Consider the following 20,926-nt stretch of genomic DNA (forward strand, 5'->3'; position numbering starts at 1 on the left):
TTTGCCTAATATTTTTTCTTATACCTTTATTGTGAATTGCGTGCCGCACTTTTTACAAGTCACTCGAATCTCACCCTTGCCTTTCGGCGCCCTTTGCTTGAGTTGACAAGTTGGACATGAAAAAATCGTGTAGGTAGTGCTAGCTTGTTGTTCGGATTGACGTTTCAGTTTATTTTTCATTTTCGTAAACCAGCTTTTGATCGCAACTGTTTTTTGTAAATACGCTTGATTTTCGTTTGAACGAACATAGATTTTCTTTGAACTAAATCGAGCGATGGTCAAAGCGATAAAAACGAAGAAGAGTAGATAGCCTAAACTGAGAGGCAACCAATATCTAACGACAAAGAAAAATAATCCTAAAACTAAAAATAAACGATTCAATGGATCAAGACGCGCATATCTCCCTTTCATGACTTGTTGATATTTTTGTTGAGCTTTCATTATACGTTGTATCCAAATAGGTCCCATTTTTTTCTCCATTTCTCTTTTATTCAAAAAGAAAAAGCCTTAGTTGGCCTTTTCCATCGTCATTTGTTGTAACACATGACGGTTCCTCATAAAATCGATCACGATCAGTTTTTTTTCATCTTCACGTTTTACTACTCGAAAGGTATCTTGTAAAGGGAATGTTAACTTCTTAGATCGGATTTCCTTCAAGCGTACAAAACGACGGATCAATGAGAGCAATTGTGGAAACTGGATCGATGTGTGTAATAATTCTGGATATTTTTTTAGTAACTGCGTTGTTTTAAACAAATTTCTTTTTCGGCTGATTTGTTTTAAAAAACTTTTTAATATCTTTTGCTGCCGCTGAAAGATTGAAAGAGAGCCTTCTTCATCGATCTGGTAACGCATCTGACGTTGTAGATCTTTCACCGATAGATGTACTTCAGTGGTACCTGACTCTACGTTGATTCCTTGAGGGAAAAGTTCTGAAATTGCTTTGTCCCACTCATTTAATGATACTTCAAGATAGTCATTCAATGGCAGTTGAAGTTCTTGAACAAAAAATTGCTTCGCAGCTTGAATGCCACCTTGTTCATAAATTTCCCCAATCGTCAACCCTTCTAAATGAAACTCCGGCGAAAAATGCAAGACTGTTTTTTGTTCATCGATTTGCGTATAGATGAATGTCGACCGTTTGAGAATCGTATCTTTTAAAACAACTAAAAAATTCATTCTTTTCCCCCTTTTTTCTACTACAAAATAGCATATTTTCAACTGTTTGTGTGCAAATATGCTGAAGATTTCATAAAATCTTATTCTTTGAATTTTATGCGCATATAAAAAACTTTTTCATGGCTCTATTAGTTTTTTATTCATGTATTTGATATTATGGGAGATTCGATAACCGTTACCGAGTATCTGAATCTAAAGGTGTCTGACAACTTATAGATTCATTTCGGCGCGCCTTCTGATTTTTTGCTCGTTAATAAGCCTTGTATTCGTATCATTACTATTTGTTTTACCTATATTTTTAATTGTTGAAAAAATGCTATTTCCCGAAGGGGCCTGTGTAAGCTGTGAGACGTTGATTGCTGTCGTTATTTCCGCGTTTTCTAAGGTAGTTTCCAATGGATGCTCGTATATTAAATTCTCCACATTAACTACTTTCATCACAGCAAGAACAAACAATAGGTCGCCGTTTCCTAGTTGGTCAGCTAGACTTCTTTTCATTGGTGCGCGCTCAAAAAAGTTTCGTCCTAATCCAATTTTCACGAAGACAAGCCATTAGCATCTCAGCATCGGTTATTTGAAGGTTTGCTTTTAACATTTTGTCAGTCAGTACAGCATTCAAGACAGCTTGTTTTGTGACAGTCGGCAATTTTAACATGTCACTTACATTTTCCACAAAAGAATTAACCCCCTCGCCATGAATTAGCTTCAGAAATTTTTTCGTATCTCTTTCGAAGATCTTCTCCACTATCCCTGAAACCTATCGGACTCCTTAGATAACTTATCAAATCGTCCGATGATGCGACAATATGGGTCACTTCGTGCATAAGAGTATCCTTGGGACTTGGCTGCACTTGAATCCTTGGTCTAGTAGCTGGATTCACATGAAAAACTATCAAGCATGAAAATAATTCGACATTCAGGGGCAAACCGCATGACAAACGCATGTGCACTCATGAATCCTTTAATTTGTGAGTAGTGATTCTTTGTCACCCCATCATGCAATAAATCAGTAGAAACAAGCCAAATATTTTTAAAATTAAAATCCTCTATTTGTTGAAGAAGCTGTGCACTTTTTTTCAACTGATAACAAGCGCTTCATAATTTTTTTTACATTTGTTCTTGATTTCTGCATCACCTCGTCTAAACCTTTCGATTAAGTAAGCTTCCGCAGGCGTAGTTGCAAGAGTCTCTTCTTTTGATAGTTCCTTCTCTATAAATTTCTGGAAATCTTCCTGCGCATTTTTAAACTCTACAGTAAATTATTCTAGAAATGGTTTGAGTGATTCTAGCACTTTAGTGATATCGATACCAGAAAATACACGATAATTCGGATTTGAATCTTCGGGGAAATCCCCTTTAATCGCTGAAGTAATTAGCTCTCTTAATTTAGCTTCACCACTAATTACAGAAGACGGGAATTCTGGGACAAACTCTTGATATAGGTTCTACCTGTCTCTGAAATCATCAATCCCAAATCATCTAAAGTTTATCTAATCAAAACTTTCTTTATTCATAATTTTAAGTTATAACCTAAAAAAATACTGATCCAGCAAAATAGACAAGGATTTTTGGTAAAAGAAAAAGCCGTAAAAAACTTAAAATAGCACAAGGTCTATTTTGTTTTTTTCGACTTATTGTCAAAATAAGATTATCAAATTTTAGTATATTTCAAGGTAAGTTCTATTCCAAATTTAGCAACTTGCATTTGGATGAGTTTCAATTATCTTCTAATAAATCTTTCATGTCAACGACTTCGCGATATTGATGGATTTTCGTAATACCAATCACTTTATCGATATCAATACTAAAACAAATACCATTGCCCGGAACATCGATCTTGATACCTTTTCCGATCGCATCCATCACTTCATTTGTCAAAGTATCTGGTACTAATGTCAGAACGATATCCTTTTCCGGTGAGATATCCAACCCTAAGAATTTTCCTGTGTCATGGACTCCAGAACCACGTCCATGTAAAATCGTGCCCCCAGATGCGCCAGCCTTCTTTGAGTAATCGATCACATCTTCCCCAATACCACCATCCACGATCGTGACGATCATCTCGAGATTTAGTGCGACTAAATCATTCATTGTTGTTCCTCCATTTGTTGTAATTTTTCTTTGTTTTTCTGATCTTTTTTGTCTTTTTGTTTATATATGAACCCTAAGACTAATGTCGATAGTATCGGTGTCAATGCGATCATTGCCACCACACCAAAACCATCAAGAATTGGATCTCGACCATCGATCTGTGTGGCGATTGCCACACTCATAGACAAAATAAAGGTAGAACACATCGGTCCTGTGGCGACGCCACCGTTATCAAAAGCCATCGATAGAAAAATCTTGTCAACTTTTGCACCTAAGACAAATGCTAAGCCATATCCAGGGACCAAGAAATAATAAAGAGAAAAACCAGCTAATAAGCGCCACATGGACAGACCGACTGCTAAACCGATCCCAATCGAGATCACTGCTAACATTACTTTTGCATGAATCCGACCTTCACTTAATTCTTCGACTTGTTTGACCATCACATGGATGGCTGGCTCTGCAAAACCTACTAAAAATCCCATAACAAACCCTAAAGGAATCAGGATCTGATTATTCGCTAAAGAAGCAATTGCACTCCCCAGGTGTTGTCCCACTGGTACATAAGCAACATTTACACCATGTAAAAATAGAATTAATCCGATAGTTGTGATCAAAAAACCTTTCATGATATCCAAAAAACGTTTTTTTCTTAATTTAAATGAAAGAAAGTTCATCAGTACAAATAAGATCACGATTGGTGCCACCGCAAGGATGACTTCATATCCGACTTGTCCAATACCTGTAAAAAAAGTGACCAAAAAATTCATTGGAAGATCACCCCCAAGATCATGACAGCCAAGATAGGACCAAGTGAGGCAATACCAACCATTCCAAAGCTATCATTTTCATTTTTCCCTTGGCGGATCATGCTTGTCATTCCACCAGCCAAGGCTAGAATAAACGGAACAGTCACTGGGCCGGTTGTGACTCCACCTGCATCAAAAGCAATTGGCATAAATTCATTACTTGTGAAAAAGGAAGCGATGAGTACCGCAAGATAACCGATCACCATCAATCGATAATACGACAGTTTAAATACGACTCTTAGTAGGGCAAAAGCTAAAAATACACCAGTTCCCACACTGACTATACCGATCAATAAGACTCGACCAATCTCTCCATCCGAAATATCAAATACTTGTTGACCTAATACTTGTACAGATGGTTCGGCAATCGTGATCACGATTCCAATCAGAAAACCCAAACTAATAACGATTGGTAGACTTTTCTTTTTGATCATATATTTACCAACTAAATCACCAACTTCCATCATCGAATAATCCGCACCAAACAAAAAGAGACTCATACCAACCATCATCATGATTGCTCCTAAAATGAATCTTCCCATGCTTTCAACATCTAATGGTGCAAATACAAAGGTCAGGATAACGATCAATATCGTCATGGGCATGATCGCAATGGTTACTTCTTTAAAATTTTTTCTCATGTATCCTCCTCCTTTACTTCTAGTTTACCTGATTAAAAGTAAGTTTACGAGGAAAAACAGTAAGCGATACCATTTTTATGTAAAAACGGTAAAAAAAAACAGCAAAAAAACTAACTAGAGCATCAAAAAAAATCGACGAATATTGTTTTATATCTATGCAAAAAAAGGCTAAAATACATGCTATAAGCAATAAAAGCCAGAAATAGATAAACTATTTCTGGCTTTTACCGCTTATTTTAAATAAGTTTATTTTATAACAAAAGTTATCCGCATATTGTAAATCTAACGGTGACGTTTTTCATATTTTTGATCATTCAAGTGATAGTGCCTGAAAATGAAATTTCAGCCTTATTTCTGTCTATTTGACAGAACCAATCATCCCTTGAACAAATTGTTTTTGTAAAACGAAAAACACGAGTGCAGTTGGTAAGGTCGCAATCACCAGTCCACTCATGATCATGCCATAGTCTGGTGTATAGGATGCCCCCATGGCTGATAATACTAATGGAACTGTTCGTTTATCTGGAGATTGTAATGCCACTAAAGGCCAGAGGTAATTGTTCCAACTACTCATAAACGTGATGATCGCCGCTGCGGCATACGTATTTTTAGCTGTTGGTAAATAGACACGAAAGAAAATACTTAATTCTTTAAGACCGTCTAAACGTGCCGCCTCTACTAGGTCCTTAGGAAAGGATTTCGCGTTTTGGCGGAAAAAGAAAATCAAAAAAGCGGTACTTACTGAAGGTAAGATAACGACTAGAAAACTATTGATTCCTAATATCGTACCATTCAATTGTGAAAACATCCGATATAGCGGGATCATCAATGCCGCAAAAGGGACCATCATCGATAATAACAAAATATTAAAGACGACTTCTTTTCTTTTACTCTTATAGATCTCAAAGCCATAACCTGCCATGGAGGAGATCAATAAAGCAAAAATCGTTGTAACCACAGCGATCATTGCAGAATTAAGTAGAGAGCGTGAAAAATTCAAGTCATTCGAAAAGAGATTTTGGAAATTGATCACTAAATTTTCACCGATCATCAGTTTACCTGAACTAATATCGACTGCTGTATTTGTCATCCCTAAAATCATCCAAACAAACGGGAAAATTGAAATAAAGGAAACGATGACTAAAGAGGTATATTTAAAAATGCTTAAGAGTAACTGTCCGATACTCACTTGCTTTTTTGTAATTGACCGGGGTTGACTACTTGTCATTTCTCTCATTTGCTCTCACTCCCTATTTTAGTTTGAATCACTGATAACAAGACAATAAATAGTACGATAACGAAAGAAACAGCTGCGGCATAACCAAAATTCGGAGTGAATTTATAACTCAAATTATAGATATATTGTGACAATGTCGTTGTTGCATTTGCTGGCCCACCACCAGTGATATTTTGTACCTCATCAAATAATTGCAAGGTACCGATTGTTGAAGTGATCGACGTAAACAAAATGATTGGTTTCAAGTTAGGTATCGTGATTTTAATGAACTGTTGCCACCTTGATGCGCCATCAATATCAGCAGCTTCGTATATTTCTGGATCGATGTTTTGCATACCAGATAAAAAGAAAATCATATTATACCCTGTCCAACGCCATGTGATGGAAATAATGATCAATACTTTTGCCCAGAATGGATGAGTCAACCAACCGATCGGGTTATCAATCAAGCCAATTCCAACTAAAAGGTTATTGATTAAACCTGATTGGGAAAATAAACTTTTCATGATCAAAGAATAGCTGACCATTGAGGTAATACATGGCAAGAAGATCGCTGTTCTGAACAATCCTTTGAACTTCAATTTTTTATCATTCAATAGATTGGAAATAAACAATGCCAAAAACAACATGACAGGAACCTGTACTAATAAGTATAAAAAGGTATTGAAAAATGCTTTACGGAAAGTTGAATCTCCTAACATTCGTTGATAATTTCCTAATCCGTTGAATGTTATGTTTACCGGAGGTCCACTTTGAAAAGAGGTGATCAGCGCTAACCCCATTGGTATAAAAACTAAAATTGAGATCATGATCACTGGAAGGACTAAAAACGCGTTGCCATTTTTAAATAAATCCTTTTGTTTCATATTATTCCCCACTTTCATTACACATATGTCGAAGAAATACATGCCTCACAGAAAGTCAGACAAAATTGCTAGTTATTTTCTTCTAAGCTTTTTACCACTGCCTCAATGATTAGTTCCATCGGACAGAGAATAGCAAACGAGTGGAATTTCTTATTTTTTCGAATACCATTGCTAAAGTTATACGGGATAGCTAACGGTGCGAATGTCTCCTATCGACATTTCAATTAATTGCTTATTCTATAAACGATACCTTCAAACGAAAGAACAATACTCTCGTTGATCCGTTTGAAGAGATCGCCACTTATTTCTTTGTTATTCCATTCATCATAGGTTTACTGTTGACGCTGAATATGACTTAATTGGCTAATTGAGCTTCGACTTGTTTTTGCGTATCTGCCAAAACTTTTTCTGCTGATTCACCATTGATGATTCGGCTCAAGGATTCCGCCACAACAGATTCAATGGCATAAGTTTCATGACCATAGTTCACTTCAGGGATTTCTGCTGTCCATTTTGAAAAGTCATCGAATACTTTTTGATTACTATAGAACTCAGACGGCTGTTGATAAGCTTCTTGGTCATTCGCGCTCAACATAGTCGATACTAAACCGATCTCTTCTGCTAATTTGCCCATCAATTCTTCATTCGTTGCGAATGTCTTTTCCAAGAAATCTTTCGCATTTTCTTCACCAGCTACGCCCTTGATCACATACCAGCCGGCACCACCCAAGTTGGAAGCTTGTGCTTTTTGCATGTTAGCAGGTAGAGCTGGAATCGGTGCGATCTTCCACTTACCTGATTGATCTTCTGCCCCTTGAATGGTTGAAGAATACCAAGCACCAGTTGGTGTAGAAGCAACAGCTCCTGATTGGACCGCCGTAACCCCAGCATTCCAGTCAGATGTTTGTTCGACTAGATCTTCTTTAAGCAAGGTAGCAAAGAGTTCTAACCCATATTTTAATGATTCATTATTTTCGATCGTCACTGTTTCTCCATCTTCCGAGGTATACCATTCTCCGGCTTGTTGCATGATCATGCGCACACGACCTAAATCGGAAGGATTGACTTCAGAGATTTTTTTTCCTGTTTTTTCTTTGACATCTCGTGCAACTTGTAAATAATCATCCCATGTTAAGTTCTTCATATCTTCTTCTGAATAACCAGCTTCTTCTAAGATATCTGTCCGATAGAAATTGGCTGTCACACCTGAGTCAAAAGGTACACCGTAAATTTTATCGTCAACTTTGTTGACTGCAAATTTATATGCGGCAAAGTTATTTTCATCCACAATATCTGTCAAATCAGCAAACGCATCTGGGTAAGAGGTCAGATACCCTTGGATACGGTAGTCTTCGATCAACACAACATTTGGTAAACCATCGGTATTTCCGCTAGCTAATGCCGTATTCAGTTTTTGTACGATATCATCTTGAGACATCGTTACTACTTCTACGTCAACATCCTCATTTTCGTAAAACTCTTTGGCTTCATTGACGGCTTTGATATTAAAGGCTTCATCCCATGCCCAGACCGTTACTTTATCTTCGTTTCCCGAAGCATCACTGGAAGAATTGCCACACCCGGCAAAAAGTGTAACTGCTGCTGTTAGGACGAAAGCACTAGCTAAAATTTGTTTTATTTTCATTTTTATACCCACCCTTTTTAGTGTTTGTTTTTTTCTTACATGCTTATCATAACAGACTTGCAAACGTTTTCTTCGTTGATGATCGTTCTCAAGAAAAATATCCTAAAATAAGAAAAAAGTACAATTTTGTCATCTTTTGATTTAGTAAATGAAATTTTAGACTTGCATTTGTAAACGTTTCCCAGTATTTTTAACTTACGTAACAAAGGAATAGGGGGGAAAAACATTGAAAAATATCGTATTGATCGATGATGAACAGACCATTCTCTCTGGTCTAAGTACCCTGATCGATTGGCCAGCGCACGACTTCCATCTCAAAGGGGCCTTTTCAAAACCACTAGAAGCGCTCGAATTTATTAAGCATCAGCCTCTTGATATCGTCGTAACGGATTTGATGATGCCAGATTTAAATGGTATCGAACTTTCTCGATTGATCAAGAAGGAACAACCTGAAGCAAAAATCTTAGTTTTATCTAGCTATGATGACTTTCAATTGGTCAAAGATTCATTCAAAGAAGGCGTTTCAGATTATTTACTTAAGCCAAAATTGAATCCTAGTGAGTTTTTAGCTTCTTTAAAGAGTCTGGTGGAACAATCTACAGAAGTAAAGAAACCACGTTTGACAGAACTCGAAAAAATGAGTCAGCTACTCAGCACTTATTTGTCCGGAACTTCTCTTGATTTAGGTATATCACGCGAACAATTCCCACATGACTACTTTTTTTTAGTCTATTGTGAAGAAAAGCAATCGGAAAAACTGCGTCGAAGTGAACAATTGATTGCAGAAGCACCACAATATACAAATCAGCTCGCCTCTGTCTTCCCTTTTTCTACGACAGCAAATGATATTGGTTATTTTATCAATGTCGCTTCGAAGAAGGCATTCGATCAGCTGATTGAACGATTTCAGCAAGAACACCAGACAGATTCTTGTCTCTATGTTCTATCTGATGTTCTGGATTTTGAAAACTTTTATTCTGAATTCCTTACATTAAAGCAAAAAAGTAGCGGACAGCACTTTTATCTGACAGATCACTGCGTTATTTGTGAAAAGCTATTATCTCCCCTACTCTCTTCTTATGAACAACAAACAAAAAGTTATTTGACCAAGATCATGAACAAAGATTTTACGTCTGCCATCGAAGAATTGGACAATTACATGAGTAAGGTGCTTGATCAACGTTTGCAACCAAGCTATCTGAAACACGAGATCATCAATCGACTCTATGCCTTGATCAATGCGATCGCGGACGAACATGAAAAAAGAGAAGAAATCATGACACTAAAAATCACAATTCCAGCACAGATCACGCAAGCAGAACGGTGGGATGATCTGGTTTTGATCGTCAATAATACGACGAAGTTATTACGTGAAGTCACCACTACATTCAGAAAAGACAACTCAGATGTGTTGACGTTGATCTATGAGTATGTCCAAGAGAATTATCATCAAGACATCAGTCTACAAACGCTATCCGAAAAATATCATTTTTCTTATAGTTATTTATCAACGATCTTTACAGAAAAGTATGGGATCAATTTTACGAAGTACTTAAAAAAAGTCCGTATCAACCAGGCAAAACTATTGTTGAAAGAATCGAATCTTTCGTTAAGTGATATTGGTCAGCAAACTGGATTTACTGAACTTGGTTATTTTTCTCGGGTATTCAAAGAAGAAACTGGATTGACTCCTTCACAATATCGTAAAGGAATACTGACCGTATGATTAAAAAGCTAAGAGAACACGAGCTTTTGACCAAACTTTTGATCATTCTTTTTATTGCTTTATTCACTCAAGCAGCGACGATTTCTTTGTTTATTTATCAACGCTCAAGAGACGCCTACATCCAACAATTCGATCAATCCAATCGAATGACCTTACAAAAGATCCAACATGATTTTGAAACATTGAATGACAATATAGAGAACACTTTGACATTATTGGCTGAAAGCTCTGCTGTAGAGGGGTATTTCAAAGAAGGCCAACAAACGACTTTGGAGAAAATCAATCAACTACGTACGGTGCAAAAAATGAATGATTCATTGGCACCGATCTTTCCAAACATCAAAGATGATATTTTTCTTTTTGGGGAAAATGGTCGGATGTTCATTAGTAATGACATGGTGAGTGATCTCACTGCTGATGACTTTTTCCAATTAGAGTTGATCCAGAAAGTCAATGAGAATCCAACAGCGACACAAATGGTCTTTACTCAGTTCGGACTGACGAAACGCGATAAACATTCACCAAGTGTCTTGTTTATCAAAAAGCTTAGATCTACTTTGAACCAAACTTATGGTTACGCTGTCGTAGCCATCACTTCTGATGAGTTGGCAAAAATATTCAGCCAATCGGTCGATCCGGAAACCACGCAAATCGATTTTGTGACAGATGAGAAAAAAATCTTTGCTTCAAATGTTCAGAACCGGATCGGAACGACGTTTGATTCATTTGATGAGTTAGTCGAACACGAGACGTTGACCAAAGCCAATCAGCGGATCACTCGTTTACCACTTTACCGACAAAACTCGGCTTTGGTCAGTGAGGTCAATGTCCACTCGATCGCCGATCAAATGAATGTCATTATTCCGATCATCCTTTATAATATTGGAACGCTGATTTTAGGCGGTATCTTAGTGGCGATCTATTTAAATCGCAACACTCGCTCCATCTATCAATTAGTAGATTCATTGAACCAAATCAAAGAACCAGTAGCAGCTACTGTTCCGATCCAAGGAACATATGAGATCCGAACACTCGCTACTACGATCAATCAGCTGCTAACAACGATCAGTGACAATCATACGCAATCTTTACAAAATGAAAAGAAAAAACGGACATTAGAGATACAAGCGATGCAAGCACAGATCCAGCCTCATTTTATATATAATACGTTAACTAGCCTCAAATTTTTAGTGTGGCAACAAGAAAATGAAAAAGCAGTCGCAGGCATCGATAGTTTTATCGACCTTTTGCGCAGTACGATTGGCAATAAAAATGAAATTATCCCTGTAGAAGAAGAACTGAACAGTGTGAGAAGTTATATTGCGATCTTGACACTGCGTTACGGTGATGCGATCTCAACCAAAATCATGGTACCAGAGGAACTTTATTCTTTATATATGCCCAATATGATTATCCAACCGATCATCGAAAATGCTTATTTGCATGCGTTCCAAACGAAGAAAAATGGCTACATCACTTTGTATGGGATGATCCGAGAGAATAAATTGACGTTTGAAGTCATGGATACAGGTGATGGCTTTGATACGGAACAGCCAACGAAAAACAGAGACTATTTTTCAGGTATCGGTAGCAAAAATGTTCATGAACGAATCCAATTACTTTATGGTGAAGATTATGGCTTACACATTGATTCAGTAGTTGGTGTGGGTACATCGGTAACGATCACGTTACCGATCATAAAAAAAGAGAGTAATACTGAATGAACGTGGAGACAGAAACAATCCCTTCATAAAATCAGGCGAACTACTTCTTTCATGACTTTTAAGTATCAACCGCAACTCATAGAACCCACTAAAAATCCATTCTGCGGATCTTTCGTGGGTCCTATTTTTGATGTTCCAATTTACATTATTTAATGATAAAACTAAATTCGTGGTCTTCTTCACCACTAATATGATAGGCTTCTTCTACATCCGCTCCCCATGAATCAATACCTCCGACTCCTCGGACTTTCGCCAACATCGTGACAACCGTTCGCCGTTCCGGTGGTAGTTCCTCCATGTGTGTCGCCTGTTCTAATTCTTCTGCTTTGAATGGTAATGCCGCAAAAGCAAATGGCGAATCCTTTTGTTCAAATCTTAAGGAAAACTCTTCCTGACTTTTATCTGCATTATTCAAGGTTGTCTTGCGCGTAATCTCTAACCACTTGGTATCCATATGGACGCCACAATCTTGTGGCACTAAATAAGGTGGGATTGGCAAGCCCTTCACATGATAGACCCCTGGTGCGCCACCAGCTTTACGATCCGGATAAGTTTCACCTGACAGGCCTTCATAATCGAAATGAGTGGCTTTTGTTGGCATGATCATGCGAAATCCTAATACTGGCAGCTCGGGTAATCCTTCCTTGCCATGATAGTACATGTTCACGTGTAGATCCCCTTGTTCGTTGACACGATACGTCATATCGACGGTCGTTTGTGGGGTTGTGTTGACTGCCAATGTGAAAGTGATCTCGACTGTATTTGCATACTCTTGGTTACTATAACGATTGTTGACTGGTGCGATCGGCAGTTCGATGGCTTGGTCGTTTATTGCAACATGGATTGCTTCCACTTTTAGATACAACCCTGCGCCAAGCCACATACTAGAGCGATACCCAAAGCCATTTCCTCGATCATTATCTGTCAATGCTCGCCAAAAAGTCGGTTGCGTTTCACGATAAAGCCATTCTTTTCCATTCTTTTTAAGTGATTCCAAACCACCTCTGGTGTAAGAGAAAATATAATGTTTTTCTTCTGTTTTGATTCCTAAAGTGCAGTCGCCATAAATGATTCTCAATTTAGGATCTGTATTTGCCATAATAGTATCTTACCTCCTGTAATGCTGGTTTTTCTTGTCCATTTGCAAAAACGATGCCGTTTCCGGAAAACTCATAATCACTTGGACGATCATCAAAATCCCCGCCGTAACGCATGACTTTTCGATTGGTCACTGGATCAAGTACCTCAAGTGCTTGATCTTTAAAATCCCAAATATATCCGCCTTGATACATCTCGTATTCATCTAATAATGCCATATAAGAACCTAATCCACCTAAAGAATTTCCCATATCGTGCATGTACTCGCACAAGATATATGGTTTATCTGCCTGATTCTCTAGATAATCAGCGACCGCCGCAGGTGTTGCGTACATACTACTTTTCATATCCGAAACAGAAGCTTCAAATGTGGGATCAACATAATTCCCCTCATAGTGAACAAAACGGTCTGGATCAACCTTCTTGAAGTATTCATTCATCAACCGAATATTCTCCCCTACATAGGACTCATTGCCTAAGGACCAGAACAAGATACTTGTATGGTTCTTGAACGTTTCAAAATGGGTTTTTGCTCGATCTAGCACCACTTCTCGCCATTGCGAAATGCCTCTTGGTACATTATAGGATGGCTCAAAAGCACCCATTTTTTGCCATGACCCATGTGATTCTAGATTGGTTTCTGCCATCACGTGGATACCTGCTCGATCGCAGAGGAAATACCAAGGAATCTGGTTGGGATAATGTGAGGTCCGGACGCCATTGATGTTGGCATTTTTAATCACTGCCAAATCCTTTTCCATGTCATCTAAGGTGACCGCACGTCCTGTTTTTTCACTCCACTCATGACGATTGACTCCATTGATGATCAAGCGTTTTCCATTCAGATACATCACTTTATCTTTTAACTCGATCTTGCGAAACCCGAATGGATACTCGACATATTCAGTCACTCCGTCACGGTCCCTGGTTTCAATTTCAAACGTATAGAGATTCGGCGCAAAATGATCCCATAATACCACTTCACCTAAATCAATACTGAGCTGCACTGTTTCGCCTATCGCTTGCTTTTCTTCATAGATCGTTTGTCTGTCTAAATCAAGGACCCGTACCTGTAAGTCGCTTTCAGCTGTAAGATTTTCAAAAGATAAGGACACATCCAATTTTCCTTTTTGATACGTGTCATCTAATTGAGGACGTAACCACAAGTCTTCTAAATGATTCTTGCCACGAGCAACTAAGACGACATTTCGAAAAATCCCAAAGAAACGGAAAAAATCTTGGTCTTCTAAAAAGGCAGCTGTGCTACGTTTGTGGACTTCGACTGCCAAACGATTCTCTTCTTCAAGATAAGGGGACAAATCAAATTCAGACGGTGTAAATGAATCTTCTGCATAACCGACGAAATGACCATTCAACCACACATACATGGCTTGTTCGACACCTTCAAAACGAATCGTGACATCTTTTCCCTTCAATCCCTCTGCTAATTGGAAAGTCGTGACATAGGACCCTACTGGATTTTCTTCAGCTTGAGAGAACATCCCTGCCATTTCCTTTTCTGAAGCAGTTGTATAAGCGGGACGACGAAACTCATGACCTTCCCAAGGATACATCGTGTTGATGTAATGGATCTTATCAAAATCACTTAGTTCAATGTGGCCAGGCACATGGATCGTGTCGAATGAACGATCATCAAAATCTTGTTCAAAAAACTCTTTGGGGCGCTTTTCTGCATTTTCAGAAAAATAAAAGCGCCATTCACCATTTAGCGACTGTAGTCGGGAACTTTGACTTCTTATTTCTTCTTTTGAACCGTAGACCGTATGATCACTGTGTGCCTTTCGCTGATTCACACGAAAAACTTGTGGATCATCTAACCAATCAATTGATGCTTGCATGTTCTTCTTCCTCTCCTGTAACTATTTTCTCAAAGTGAAAAATTTCTGTTTGAAAATCTCCGTGAAAATCAGGGAGATAAAACCCCATCGTCATTAACTCCGAGCCTGAATAAATCAATGAACTTTTACGTTCACGATACATCCCTTCCTCCAAACCAACCAAGCGGATCTCATGAAAAGGCGGTTGTCCAGAAGTTAATCGTCGTGCCATAAAGACCATGATCTCCTTTTTATTTGGAGAAACAAATTGCCACGCCGCAATGTTTTGTTCAAAGGGATTTTCTAAGCGGTCAAATTTTCCTTGTTGGATTGTTTGACGAATTTCTTTATACGTGCTGATCTGTTCTTTGATGATTTTCTTTTCTTGTTCGTCTAATGCGGTCAAATCTAGTTCATAACCAAATACCCCGCTCATCGCTACATCCCCGCGTGTCTTTAAATCTGTCACACGTCCACTTTGATGGTTAGGCGATGCAGAGACATGGGCACCCATGGATGAGATGGGATAGCCGAGACTCGTGCCATATTGGATATCGATCCGTTCCATTGCATCGGTATTGTCACTTGTCCAGGATTGTGGCATATAGTAAAGAATTCCTGCGTCAAAACGGCCACCCCCACCTGAGCATCCTTCCCATAAGATATCTGGGTAAGCTGTGATCAACTCTTCTAAAAGGTTATATAATCCTAAAACATACCGGTGATAGACCTCTCCTTGATTCTCCACGTAAGCAGAGTAAACATCTGATAAGGAGCGATTCATATCCCATTTCACATAATCGATCGGTACCTTATCCAAAATCTTTCGTAATTGCTGACTGATCGAATCTCGCACTTCTTTTCGTGTAAAATCCAAAACAAATTGCGACCGAGATGCTGCAGGCGTGCGTGCTGGTTCTTGCATCAAATAATCAGACGCCTGACGATACAATTCAGAATCGATCGAAATCATTTCAGGCTCCACCCATAGCCCAAATTTGAGGCCTCTTTCATGAGCATACTCTGCAATTCCCTTCAATCCATTCGCCAATTTCCCTTCATATTCAAACCAGTCTCCTAAAGAAGAAGTATCTGCATCTCTTTTCCCAAACCAGCCGTCATCTAAGACGAACATTTCCATACCTAACGCTGCTGCTTCATCGATCAGTGCTTCGATTTTTTTGCTAGTAAAGTCAAAATAAGTCGCTTCCCAATTATTGACCAAGATTGGACGTGGTTCGTACTGATACTTCCCACGTGCCACACGTTCTCGCAACAGCTCATGATGTATGTGGCTCATGCCATTTAATCCTTCGTCTGAATAAGAAAGGATCATTTCTGGCGTTTGAAACGCTTCATCGGTTGAAAGTTGCCATTGGAACTGATACGCATTGATGCCACCAACGATTCTTAGTTGATCGATTTGATCTTTTTCGATCTCGAACGCATGATTGCCAGAATAGATAAACTGTAGACCGATGGCTTCTCCAAGAACTTCCGTTGTATGGGTATGTGTCAAAGCGATAAAATTGTTCATTTGGTGACTGCTGCTTCCTCGTCGACTTTCAAATGATTTCACCCCCTCAGTGATCCGTTGTCTTGAAATCAAACGCTCTCTAGCGTGGGCTCCAGGTAAGGCGATCACTTCAGTAAATCTGCCCGAATTCGTCATATCTAATTGAAAAGAAGCTGCTTTATCTAACCAGATCATTTGTTCCGTTTGATTACGATACTTAGCAGATCGAACGATGGCCCCTCGTTTTTCATAGATCGTATAAAATAGATCTACATAAATTGGTAAATCGCGATCTTTCAATGTAACACATAACGTTTGTGCCTCTTGTTCATCCAATACATAGGTTTGTGGTAATCCTGTAAGCTTTGGTTTACCTTGGATGATCTGATACGTTTCATATCTTAAATCAAGCAAGCTAGAGCCATTCTCACGTGTGATGATCGTGGCTGGAATGCGATAATCCATACTTCCGTGTCCCGAAAATTCTTGTGGCAGCGTATCTTTTGAAAATGCCCGCTCATCATGCAAAGGAACATTTCCTGAAAAACCACGATCTCTTCTTGGGTATTTTTTGTTATTAGTATAGTTACTCACTTTTTTACCAAAATGAACATGGGTCAACACACCAGATTCTTCAATTTTCATCACATAAGAAATCAATGGATTCGACAAATGAAAAACATTTGTATCCGAATCGAATGCAATCAACGATTGTCTTTTCATTTCTTCACCTCACAAATTTTTAGAAACCGTTTACTTTTTAACTAACTCCTGTATACTGTTTACTAAACATATTTGTCAATAACTTTTTTTATATTTCTTAAAGGAGTGATTTTATGGTAGGGATTCGTGATGTCGCTCGAAAAGCGAATGTCTCTCCTGCAACTGTTTCACGCATATTGAATCAAGATAAGACAATCCATGTCGCACCAGAAACAAAGAAACGGATTTTTGAAGTTGCAGAAAAATTGAACTATGATATCAATAAACGAAAATATATCAAAAAACGAATGCCATCGATCGGTGTGATCTCGACGATCAGTAAGGCAAGTGAAGCACAAGATGTCTATTACAAAGAATTACGTATGGGATTAGAAGAAGAAGCAAACCGCCTGCATATTGGCATGAATCGCATCTACAATCTCTCTGACAATCCCAAGGAATGGAAAGACTTAGATCAACTAGGAGCGATCATCGTAGTTGGAACAGTGACGAAGCAGTCGATCACTGATCTATTGACACAAAATCAGCATTTGATCGTTGTTGATAATCCTGATATCCAACAAGAAGTCGATATGGTTTATGGAGATTTGGAGCGAATGACCAAAGCTGTTTTAGAGTTGTTTCTAGAGAGTGGGCATCAACGGATCGCCTATATCGGTGGCTACCAAGTCGATATGGATGAACGAGGAGGCAAGACGATCAATCCAGATGAAAAACGCATCCGTGCCTATTTGCATTTCATGTCCGATCACCAGTTACAAGATTACAGTACGCACTATCTGGGAAATTGGACCGAAGAAGACGGTGAACGATTAGCTGAAGAGCTGATCCAAAGCTCTGATCCACTACCAACCGCACTCCTTGTAGGAAGCGATCCAATGGCAATCGGCGTCTATCGCACAATGAAAAAACACCATTTGGCCATCGGTAAAGACATCATGATCGCCAGCTTCGACAACATTGAAGCAGCCAGTAAACTAACTCCTGGCTTGACCACCGTCCAAATCAATGCCAATTCCATCGGTAAAGCCGCCGTACGCTTAGCCGTCGAAAGAATCGACCAAATCCGCGACGAACCCATTATTTTGACCTACCCCACCCGATTAGTGGTAAGAGAAAGCTTTGTGCCAAAGAGGTCGTGAAAGGCGCGTTCAGCACTGAGGCATAAGATAAAAAAATAGAAAATGGCTCTTTCATTTTTTATTTTTTTGGCTTATGTCCGAAGTGTTGCGCCTTGAACACCGTTTATCAGAGATCGTGAGAAAGCCGGTCAGCTCCGAGCAGTAAGGCGGAAATTGGGAAAATAGCTTCTCATATTTTTTCAATTTTCGACTTAATGTCGTAGGAGTTGGCTTTCGAACACCGTTTATCGAATGTCGTGAAATGAGCGCTTTGACCTGAGCAGTAAGATAGGAAATCGGAAAATAGCTTCTCATATTTTTCGATTTTTTAGCTTAGTGTTGAATATCAGCTCCAATAATTGATTTTTTTCAGCAAAAAAAAAACACTAAAAACAACTGGGTTGTTCTTAACGTTTTTTCTGAATACTTGGTTTATCGGCGTTTACTTAATTCCAGACCTCTTCTGCAATACTCTTGATCAACGCAATTTTCTGCCATTGCGCTTCTTCTGTCAAGATATTCCCTTCTTCGGTGGAGGCGAACCCGCATTGTGGGCTTAAACATAATCGATCTAAAGGGATGTAACGAGTAGCTTCATAAATTCGCTCAATGATTGTTTGACGATCTTCAAGTTCGCCGGATTTTGAGGTTATCAGTCCTAATACTACGAGTTTTTCTTCACTAACTTTCGCAAGTGGTTCAAAACCGCCTGAACGATCGTTATCATATTCTAAATAATAGGCATGAACATTTTCTTCCGTAAATAATGGCTCAGCTACAGCATCATACCCGCCAGCTGCTGCCCAGGTGGAGTGGTAATTCCCTCGACAGACATGGGTATTCAAAATCAAATCTTGTGGTTGATTTCCAAGAACCGCATTATTGATTTGTAAATAGGTCTGCGCCAACTCTTTGCGAATCTTGCTTTCCTCTTTATCACTCTCTGCTAAAAATCCTTCTGGTAAAGGTGCTACTAATACGCCCCACGTACAATCATCCAATTGGATCGTTCTGGCGCCTGCTTCATATAAATCTGCGATCACTTGCCGATAAGCTGTTACGATATCTTGAAAAAGTTCTTCGTTTGTCGGATAGATGGCACGAACATGAGGCAAAATGTCTGGACGTAACAACTCCACTAACAGTTGAGCTGGGGCTGGAATGGTTTGCTTTACTTCGATGCCCTCGGTCGTATAGTTACGGGTAAACCGAAAATGGTCCACAAAAGGATGGCTCTCTCCTGTGATTTTTTCTGTTACAATCACCGTTCCTGGACGTGCCTCTTCTCCGTTAAACTGATAACCACGCTCAGGTACAAAAAACTCGATACCTTGTAAACCAAAGAAAAAGTCCAAATGCCACCAACTCCGACGAAACTCACCATCTGTCACCGCATGTAAGCCAGCAGCTTCTTGTTTTTTGATCAGTTCGATAATGGTTTCATCTTCTATCTCTTTCAAATCAGTAGCAGAAATAAGCGATTCGTTATATGCTTTTCGTGCTTTTTTTAACTTTTCTGGGCGCAAAAAGCTCCCAACGATGTCATAACGAAATGGGGATGTTGAACGAGTAGTCATAAAAAAATTCCTCCTTAGATTGCGTAGTAGATAAAGACCTGATGAAAACAAAAAAACACTCATCCCTTTTGCCAAGTCTTGACAAAAGGGACGAATGCGTCGTGTTACCACCCTTATTTGCATTATCCTCACAAATAATGCCTCAACGATACCATCAGATATCCGGCGAGTTAACGGTCGCAGTCCGGTTTTACTCATTTACTAGTAAAACAAGCTCCAAGTTCATCTTCACTAAGGTTTATGGTCTCCTTTTTCACCCACCGGAGTCTCTTTTTACCGTTGACCGTTAGTTACTCTTCTCTTCTACGCTTTGATATTGTCAATTACTATCCCATGTTTACTTCCGAATGTCAACTAATCCTACTTTCCCTCATTTACTTCGATCCAAGCTCGGTAATATTCAAAGGAAATCTTTTCCTTTGTCGTATGGGTCAACAAGTATTGACCAATCGTTTGTCCTAATCGATAGCCTTGCTTTTGCAACCTGTCTTTTACTTCAGATAGATTATTATTTTTTGTGTTGTTCACTTCGACTTTTAGTAGAAATCGCACGTACTTTTTCGCAGGATCATTCTGCCAGATCGTCTGTGAACCTGGGAGTTCTTTCGTGTGCTCGTCCGTACAGAACCCATAAATACTATTCTGATTATTTTCTGGAAAATAAATCACGAAACTTGAATAATTTTTTAGATATTCCTTTGAATATAAGAGGTCATCAGATGCTGCCACGACGATTTTTTGAAAGGGAATTTCTTCTTCAGGAAATTTATCTGGTTCACTATCGATCATTTCTTTCAACTGTTTTTTTCTTGATAATACTTCTTTATGTTTTTGTTCTAAGATTTTTTTCTCATGATCCAAACGCTGTTCCGTTTCAGCTAAAATGTCGTACATCTCATTTAACGATTTACTATATAGATTTTTCATTTGCTTCATGGGAATATCGAGTTTTCGATAAAAATTGATGTCATATACTTGAAAAATAGCATCGATATCAAACAACCGATACCCGTTTTCCTCTTCTCTTGCTGCATGGATCAACCCTTCTGCATCCCAATACCGAATGGTTGATCGAGGGATATCCAATAACTCCGATACTTCCCCAATCGAATACAATCGTTTCATACCTTTCACC

General features: G+C 38.8%; 16 protein-coding genes, 1 pseudogene and 1 other annotated feature. Of the genes and pseudogenes, 3 read left to right on the plus strand and 14 right to left on the minus strand.

What is annotated here, in order from left to right:
- Nucleotides 1-18: 18 nt before the first annotated feature.
- The 9 genes and pseudogenes from IGJ49_RS08130 to IGJ49_RS08170 form a co-directional block, all read right to left on the minus strand.
- On the minus strand, nucleotides 19-468 hold the full coding sequence (locus IGJ49_RS08130) for a hypothetical protein (RefSeq protein WP_438723056.1): 450 nt from the start codon (nucleotides 466-468) through the stop codon (nucleotides 19-21).
- Between the two features lie 39 nt (nucleotides 469-507).
- Nucleotides 508-1,179 (minus strand): hypothetical protein, encoded by a 672-nt coding sequence (locus IGJ49_RS08135; protein ID WP_375152331.1) that lies wholly within the window; start codon nucleotides 1,177-1,179, stop codon nucleotides 508-510.
- A 210-nt stretch (nucleotides 1,180-1,389) separates the two neighbouring features.
- Nucleotides 1,390-1,677, minus strand: a complete 288-nt coding sequence (locus IGJ49_RS08140; protein ID WP_010735290.1) for a hypothetical protein — start codon at nucleotides 1,675-1,677, stop codon at nucleotides 1,390-1,392.
- A gap of 1,218 nt (nucleotides 1,678-2,895) precedes the next feature.
- A complete protein-coding gene (locus tag IGJ49_RS08145) occupies nucleotides 2,896-3,270 on the minus strand; it encodes a P-II family nitrogen regulator (RefSeq protein WP_010735288.1) in 375 nt (124 codons plus the stop codon).
- A complete protein-coding gene (locus tag IGJ49_RS08150) occupies nucleotides 3,267-4,040 on the minus strand; it encodes a DUF1538 domain-containing protein (protein ID WP_409173423.1) in 774 nt (257 codons plus the stop codon). Before IGJ49_RS08150 ends, IGJ49_RS08145 begins: the two co-directional genes overlap by 4 nt.
- Nucleotides 4,037-4,720: a DUF1538 domain-containing protein gene (locus IGJ49_RS08155; protein ID WP_438723059.1), complete on the minus strand. Its 684-nt coding sequence runs from the start codon at nucleotides 4,718-4,720 to the stop codon at nucleotides 4,037-4,039. Before IGJ49_RS08155 ends, IGJ49_RS08150 begins: the two co-directional genes overlap by 4 nt.
- A 358-nt stretch (nucleotides 4,721-5,078) precedes the next feature.
- A pseudogene (locus tag IGJ49_RS08160) lies at nucleotides 5,079-5,885 on the minus strand (carbohydrate ABC transporter permease); the annotation flags it as partial.
- Between the two features lie 68 nt (nucleotides 5,886-5,953).
- A complete protein-coding gene (locus IGJ49_RS08165; protein ID WP_438723061.1) occupies nucleotides 5,954-6,823 on the minus strand; it encodes a carbohydrate ABC transporter permease in 870 nt (289 codons plus the stop codon).
- Between the two features lie 355 nt (nucleotides 6,824-7,178).
- Entirely contained in the window at nucleotides 7,179-8,468 is a 1,290-nt protein-coding gene (locus IGJ49_RS08170; RefSeq protein WP_010735283.1) for an ABC transporter substrate-binding protein, read from the minus strand.
- A gap of 226 nt (nucleotides 8,469-8,694) precedes the next feature.
- Here IGJ49_RS08170 and IGJ49_RS08175 point away from each other — a divergent pair, with 226 nt between their 5' ends.
- A complete protein-coding gene (locus IGJ49_RS08175; protein WP_169058828.1) occupies nucleotides 8,695-10,194 on the plus strand; it encodes a response regulator transcription factor in 1,500 nt (499 codons plus the stop codon).
- On the plus strand, nucleotides 10,191-11,918 hold the full coding sequence (locus IGJ49_RS08180) for a cache domain-containing sensor histidine kinase (RefSeq protein ID WP_010735281.1): 1,728 nt from the start codon (nucleotides 10,191-10,193) through the stop codon (nucleotides 11,916-11,918). The genes IGJ49_RS08175 and IGJ49_RS08180 overlap by 4 nt, the downstream gene beginning before the upstream one ends.
- 145 nt (nucleotides 11,919-12,063) lie before the next feature.
- On the opposite strand, the gene IGJ49_RS08185 is transcribed toward IGJ49_RS08180, so the two are convergent.
- From IGJ49_RS08185 to IGJ49_RS08195, 3 genes are read right to left on the minus strand one after another with little or no spacing between them, the layout of a single operon-like run.
- Entirely contained in the window at nucleotides 12,064-13,017 is a 954-nt protein-coding gene (locus IGJ49_RS08185; RefSeq protein ID WP_438723065.1) for a beta-galactosidase small subunit, read from the minus strand.
- Nucleotides 12,998-14,875 (minus strand): glycoside hydrolase family 2, encoded by a 1,878-nt coding sequence (locus IGJ49_RS08190; protein ID WP_023519786.1) that lies wholly within the window; start codon nucleotides 14,873-14,875, stop codon nucleotides 12,998-13,000. Before IGJ49_RS08190 ends, IGJ49_RS08185 begins: the two co-directional genes overlap by 20 nt.
- Complete coding sequence (locus IGJ49_RS08195) at nucleotides 14,859-17,093, minus strand: alpha-galactosidase (RefSeq protein WP_137072504.1); 2,235 nt, start codon at nucleotides 17,091-17,093, stop codon at nucleotides 14,859-14,861. The genes IGJ49_RS08190 and IGJ49_RS08195 overlap by 17 nt, the downstream gene beginning before the upstream one ends.
- A 113-nt stretch (nucleotides 17,094-17,206) precedes the next feature.
- On the opposite strand from IGJ49_RS08195, the gene IGJ49_RS08200 reads away from it, so the two are divergent.
- Nucleotides 17,207-18,235 (plus strand): LacI family DNA-binding transcriptional regulator, encoded by a 1,029-nt coding sequence (locus IGJ49_RS08200; protein ID WP_023519788.1) that lies wholly within the window; start codon nucleotides 17,207-17,209, stop codon nucleotides 18,233-18,235.
- A gap of 425 nt (nucleotides 18,236-18,660) precedes the next feature.
- Here IGJ49_RS08200 and IGJ49_RS08205 read toward each other — a convergent pair whose 3' ends face one another.
- Together IGJ49_RS08205 and IGJ49_RS08210 are read right to left on the minus strand one after the other, a co-directional pair.
- Nucleotides 18,661-19,791 carry a 5-methyltetrahydropteroyltriglutamate--homocysteine S-methyltransferase gene (locus IGJ49_RS08205; protein ID WP_438723068.1) on the minus strand — a complete coding sequence of 377 codons (1,131 nt, stop codon included), beginning with the start codon at nucleotides 19,789-19,791 and terminating at the stop codon, nucleotides 18,661-18,663.
- A gap of 83 nt (nucleotides 19,792-19,874) precedes the next feature.
- Nucleotides 19,875-20,106: a binding site (T-box leader), on the minus strand.
- A gap of 45 nt (nucleotides 20,107-20,151) precedes the next feature.
- Nucleotides 20,152-20,916, minus strand: a complete 765-nt coding sequence (locus tag IGJ49_RS08210; protein WP_010735275.1) for a MerR family transcriptional regulator — start codon at nucleotides 20,914-20,916, stop codon at nucleotides 20,152-20,154.
- Between the last annotated feature and the right edge of the window lie 10 nt (nucleotides 20,917-20,926).

The sequence above is a fragment of the Enterococcus sp. AZ171 genome, assembly GCF_051714005.1.
GTDB classification, from domain to species: domain Bacteria; phylum Bacillota; class Bacilli; order Lactobacillales; family Enterococcaceae; genus Enterococcus_B; species Enterococcus_B pernyi.

What these genes read in the sequence shown, in the direction of transcription:
- IGJ49_RS08170 (WP_010735283.1), bottom strand. Translation starts at nt 8,468, where the DNA reads ATGAAAATAAAACAAATTTTAGCTAGTGCTTTCGTCCTAACAGCAGCA.
- IGJ49_RS08195 (WP_137072504.1), bottom strand. Translation starts at nt 17,093, where the DNA reads ATGAAAAGACAATCGTTGATTGCATTCGATTCGGATACAAATGTTTTT.
- IGJ49_RS08165 (WP_438723061.1), bottom strand. Translation starts at nt 6,823, where the DNA reads ATGAAACAAAAGGATTTATTTAAAAATGGCAACGCGTTTTTAGTCCTT.
- IGJ49_RS08200 (WP_023519788.1), top strand. Translation starts at nt 17,207, where the DNA reads ATGGTAGGGATTCGTGATGTCGCTCGAAAAGCGAATGTCTCTCCTGCA.
- IGJ49_RS08140 (WP_010735290.1), bottom strand. Translation starts at nt 1,677, where the DNA reads ATGAAAAGAAGTCTAGCTGACCAACTAGGAAACGGCGACCTATTGTTT.
- IGJ49_RS08180 (WP_010735281.1), top strand. Translation starts at nt 10,191, where the DNA reads ATGATTAAAAAGCTAAGAGAACACGAGCTTTTGACCAAACTTTTGATC.
- IGJ49_RS08150 (WP_409173423.1), bottom strand. Translation starts at nt 4,040, where the DNA reads ATGAATTTTTTGGTCACTTTTTTTACAGGTATTGGACAAGTCGGATAT.
- IGJ49_RS08205 (WP_438723068.1), bottom strand. Translation starts at nt 19,791, where the DNA reads ATGACTACTCGTTCAACATCCCCATTTCGTTATGACATCGTTGGGAGC.
- IGJ49_RS08145 (WP_010735288.1), bottom strand. Translation starts at nt 3,270, where the DNA reads ATGAATGATTTAGTCGCACTAAATCTCGAGATGATCGTCACGATCGTG.
- IGJ49_RS08135 (WP_375152331.1), bottom strand. Translation starts at nt 1,179, where the DNA reads ATGAATTTTTTAGTTGTTTTAAAAGATACGATTCTCAAACGGTCGACA.
- IGJ49_RS08185 (WP_438723065.1), bottom strand. Translation starts at nt 13,017, where the DNA reads ATGGCAAATACAGATCCTAAATTGAGAATCATTTATGGCGACTGCACT.
- IGJ49_RS08155 (WP_438723059.1), bottom strand. Translation starts at nt 4,720, where the DNA reads ATGAGAAAAAATTTTAAAGAAGTAACCATTGCGATCATGCCCATGACG.
- IGJ49_RS08190 (WP_023519786.1), bottom strand. Translation starts at nt 14,875, where the DNA reads ATGCAAGCATCAATTGATTGGTTAGATGATCCACAAGTTTTTCGTGTG.
- IGJ49_RS08130 (WP_438723056.1), bottom strand. Translation starts at nt 468, where the DNA reads ATGGGACCTATTTGGATACAACGTATAATGAAAGCTCAACAAAAATAT.
- IGJ49_RS08210 (WP_010735275.1), bottom strand. Translation starts at nt 20,916, where the DNA reads ATGAAACGATTGTATTCGATTGGGGAAGTATCGGAGTTATTGGATATC.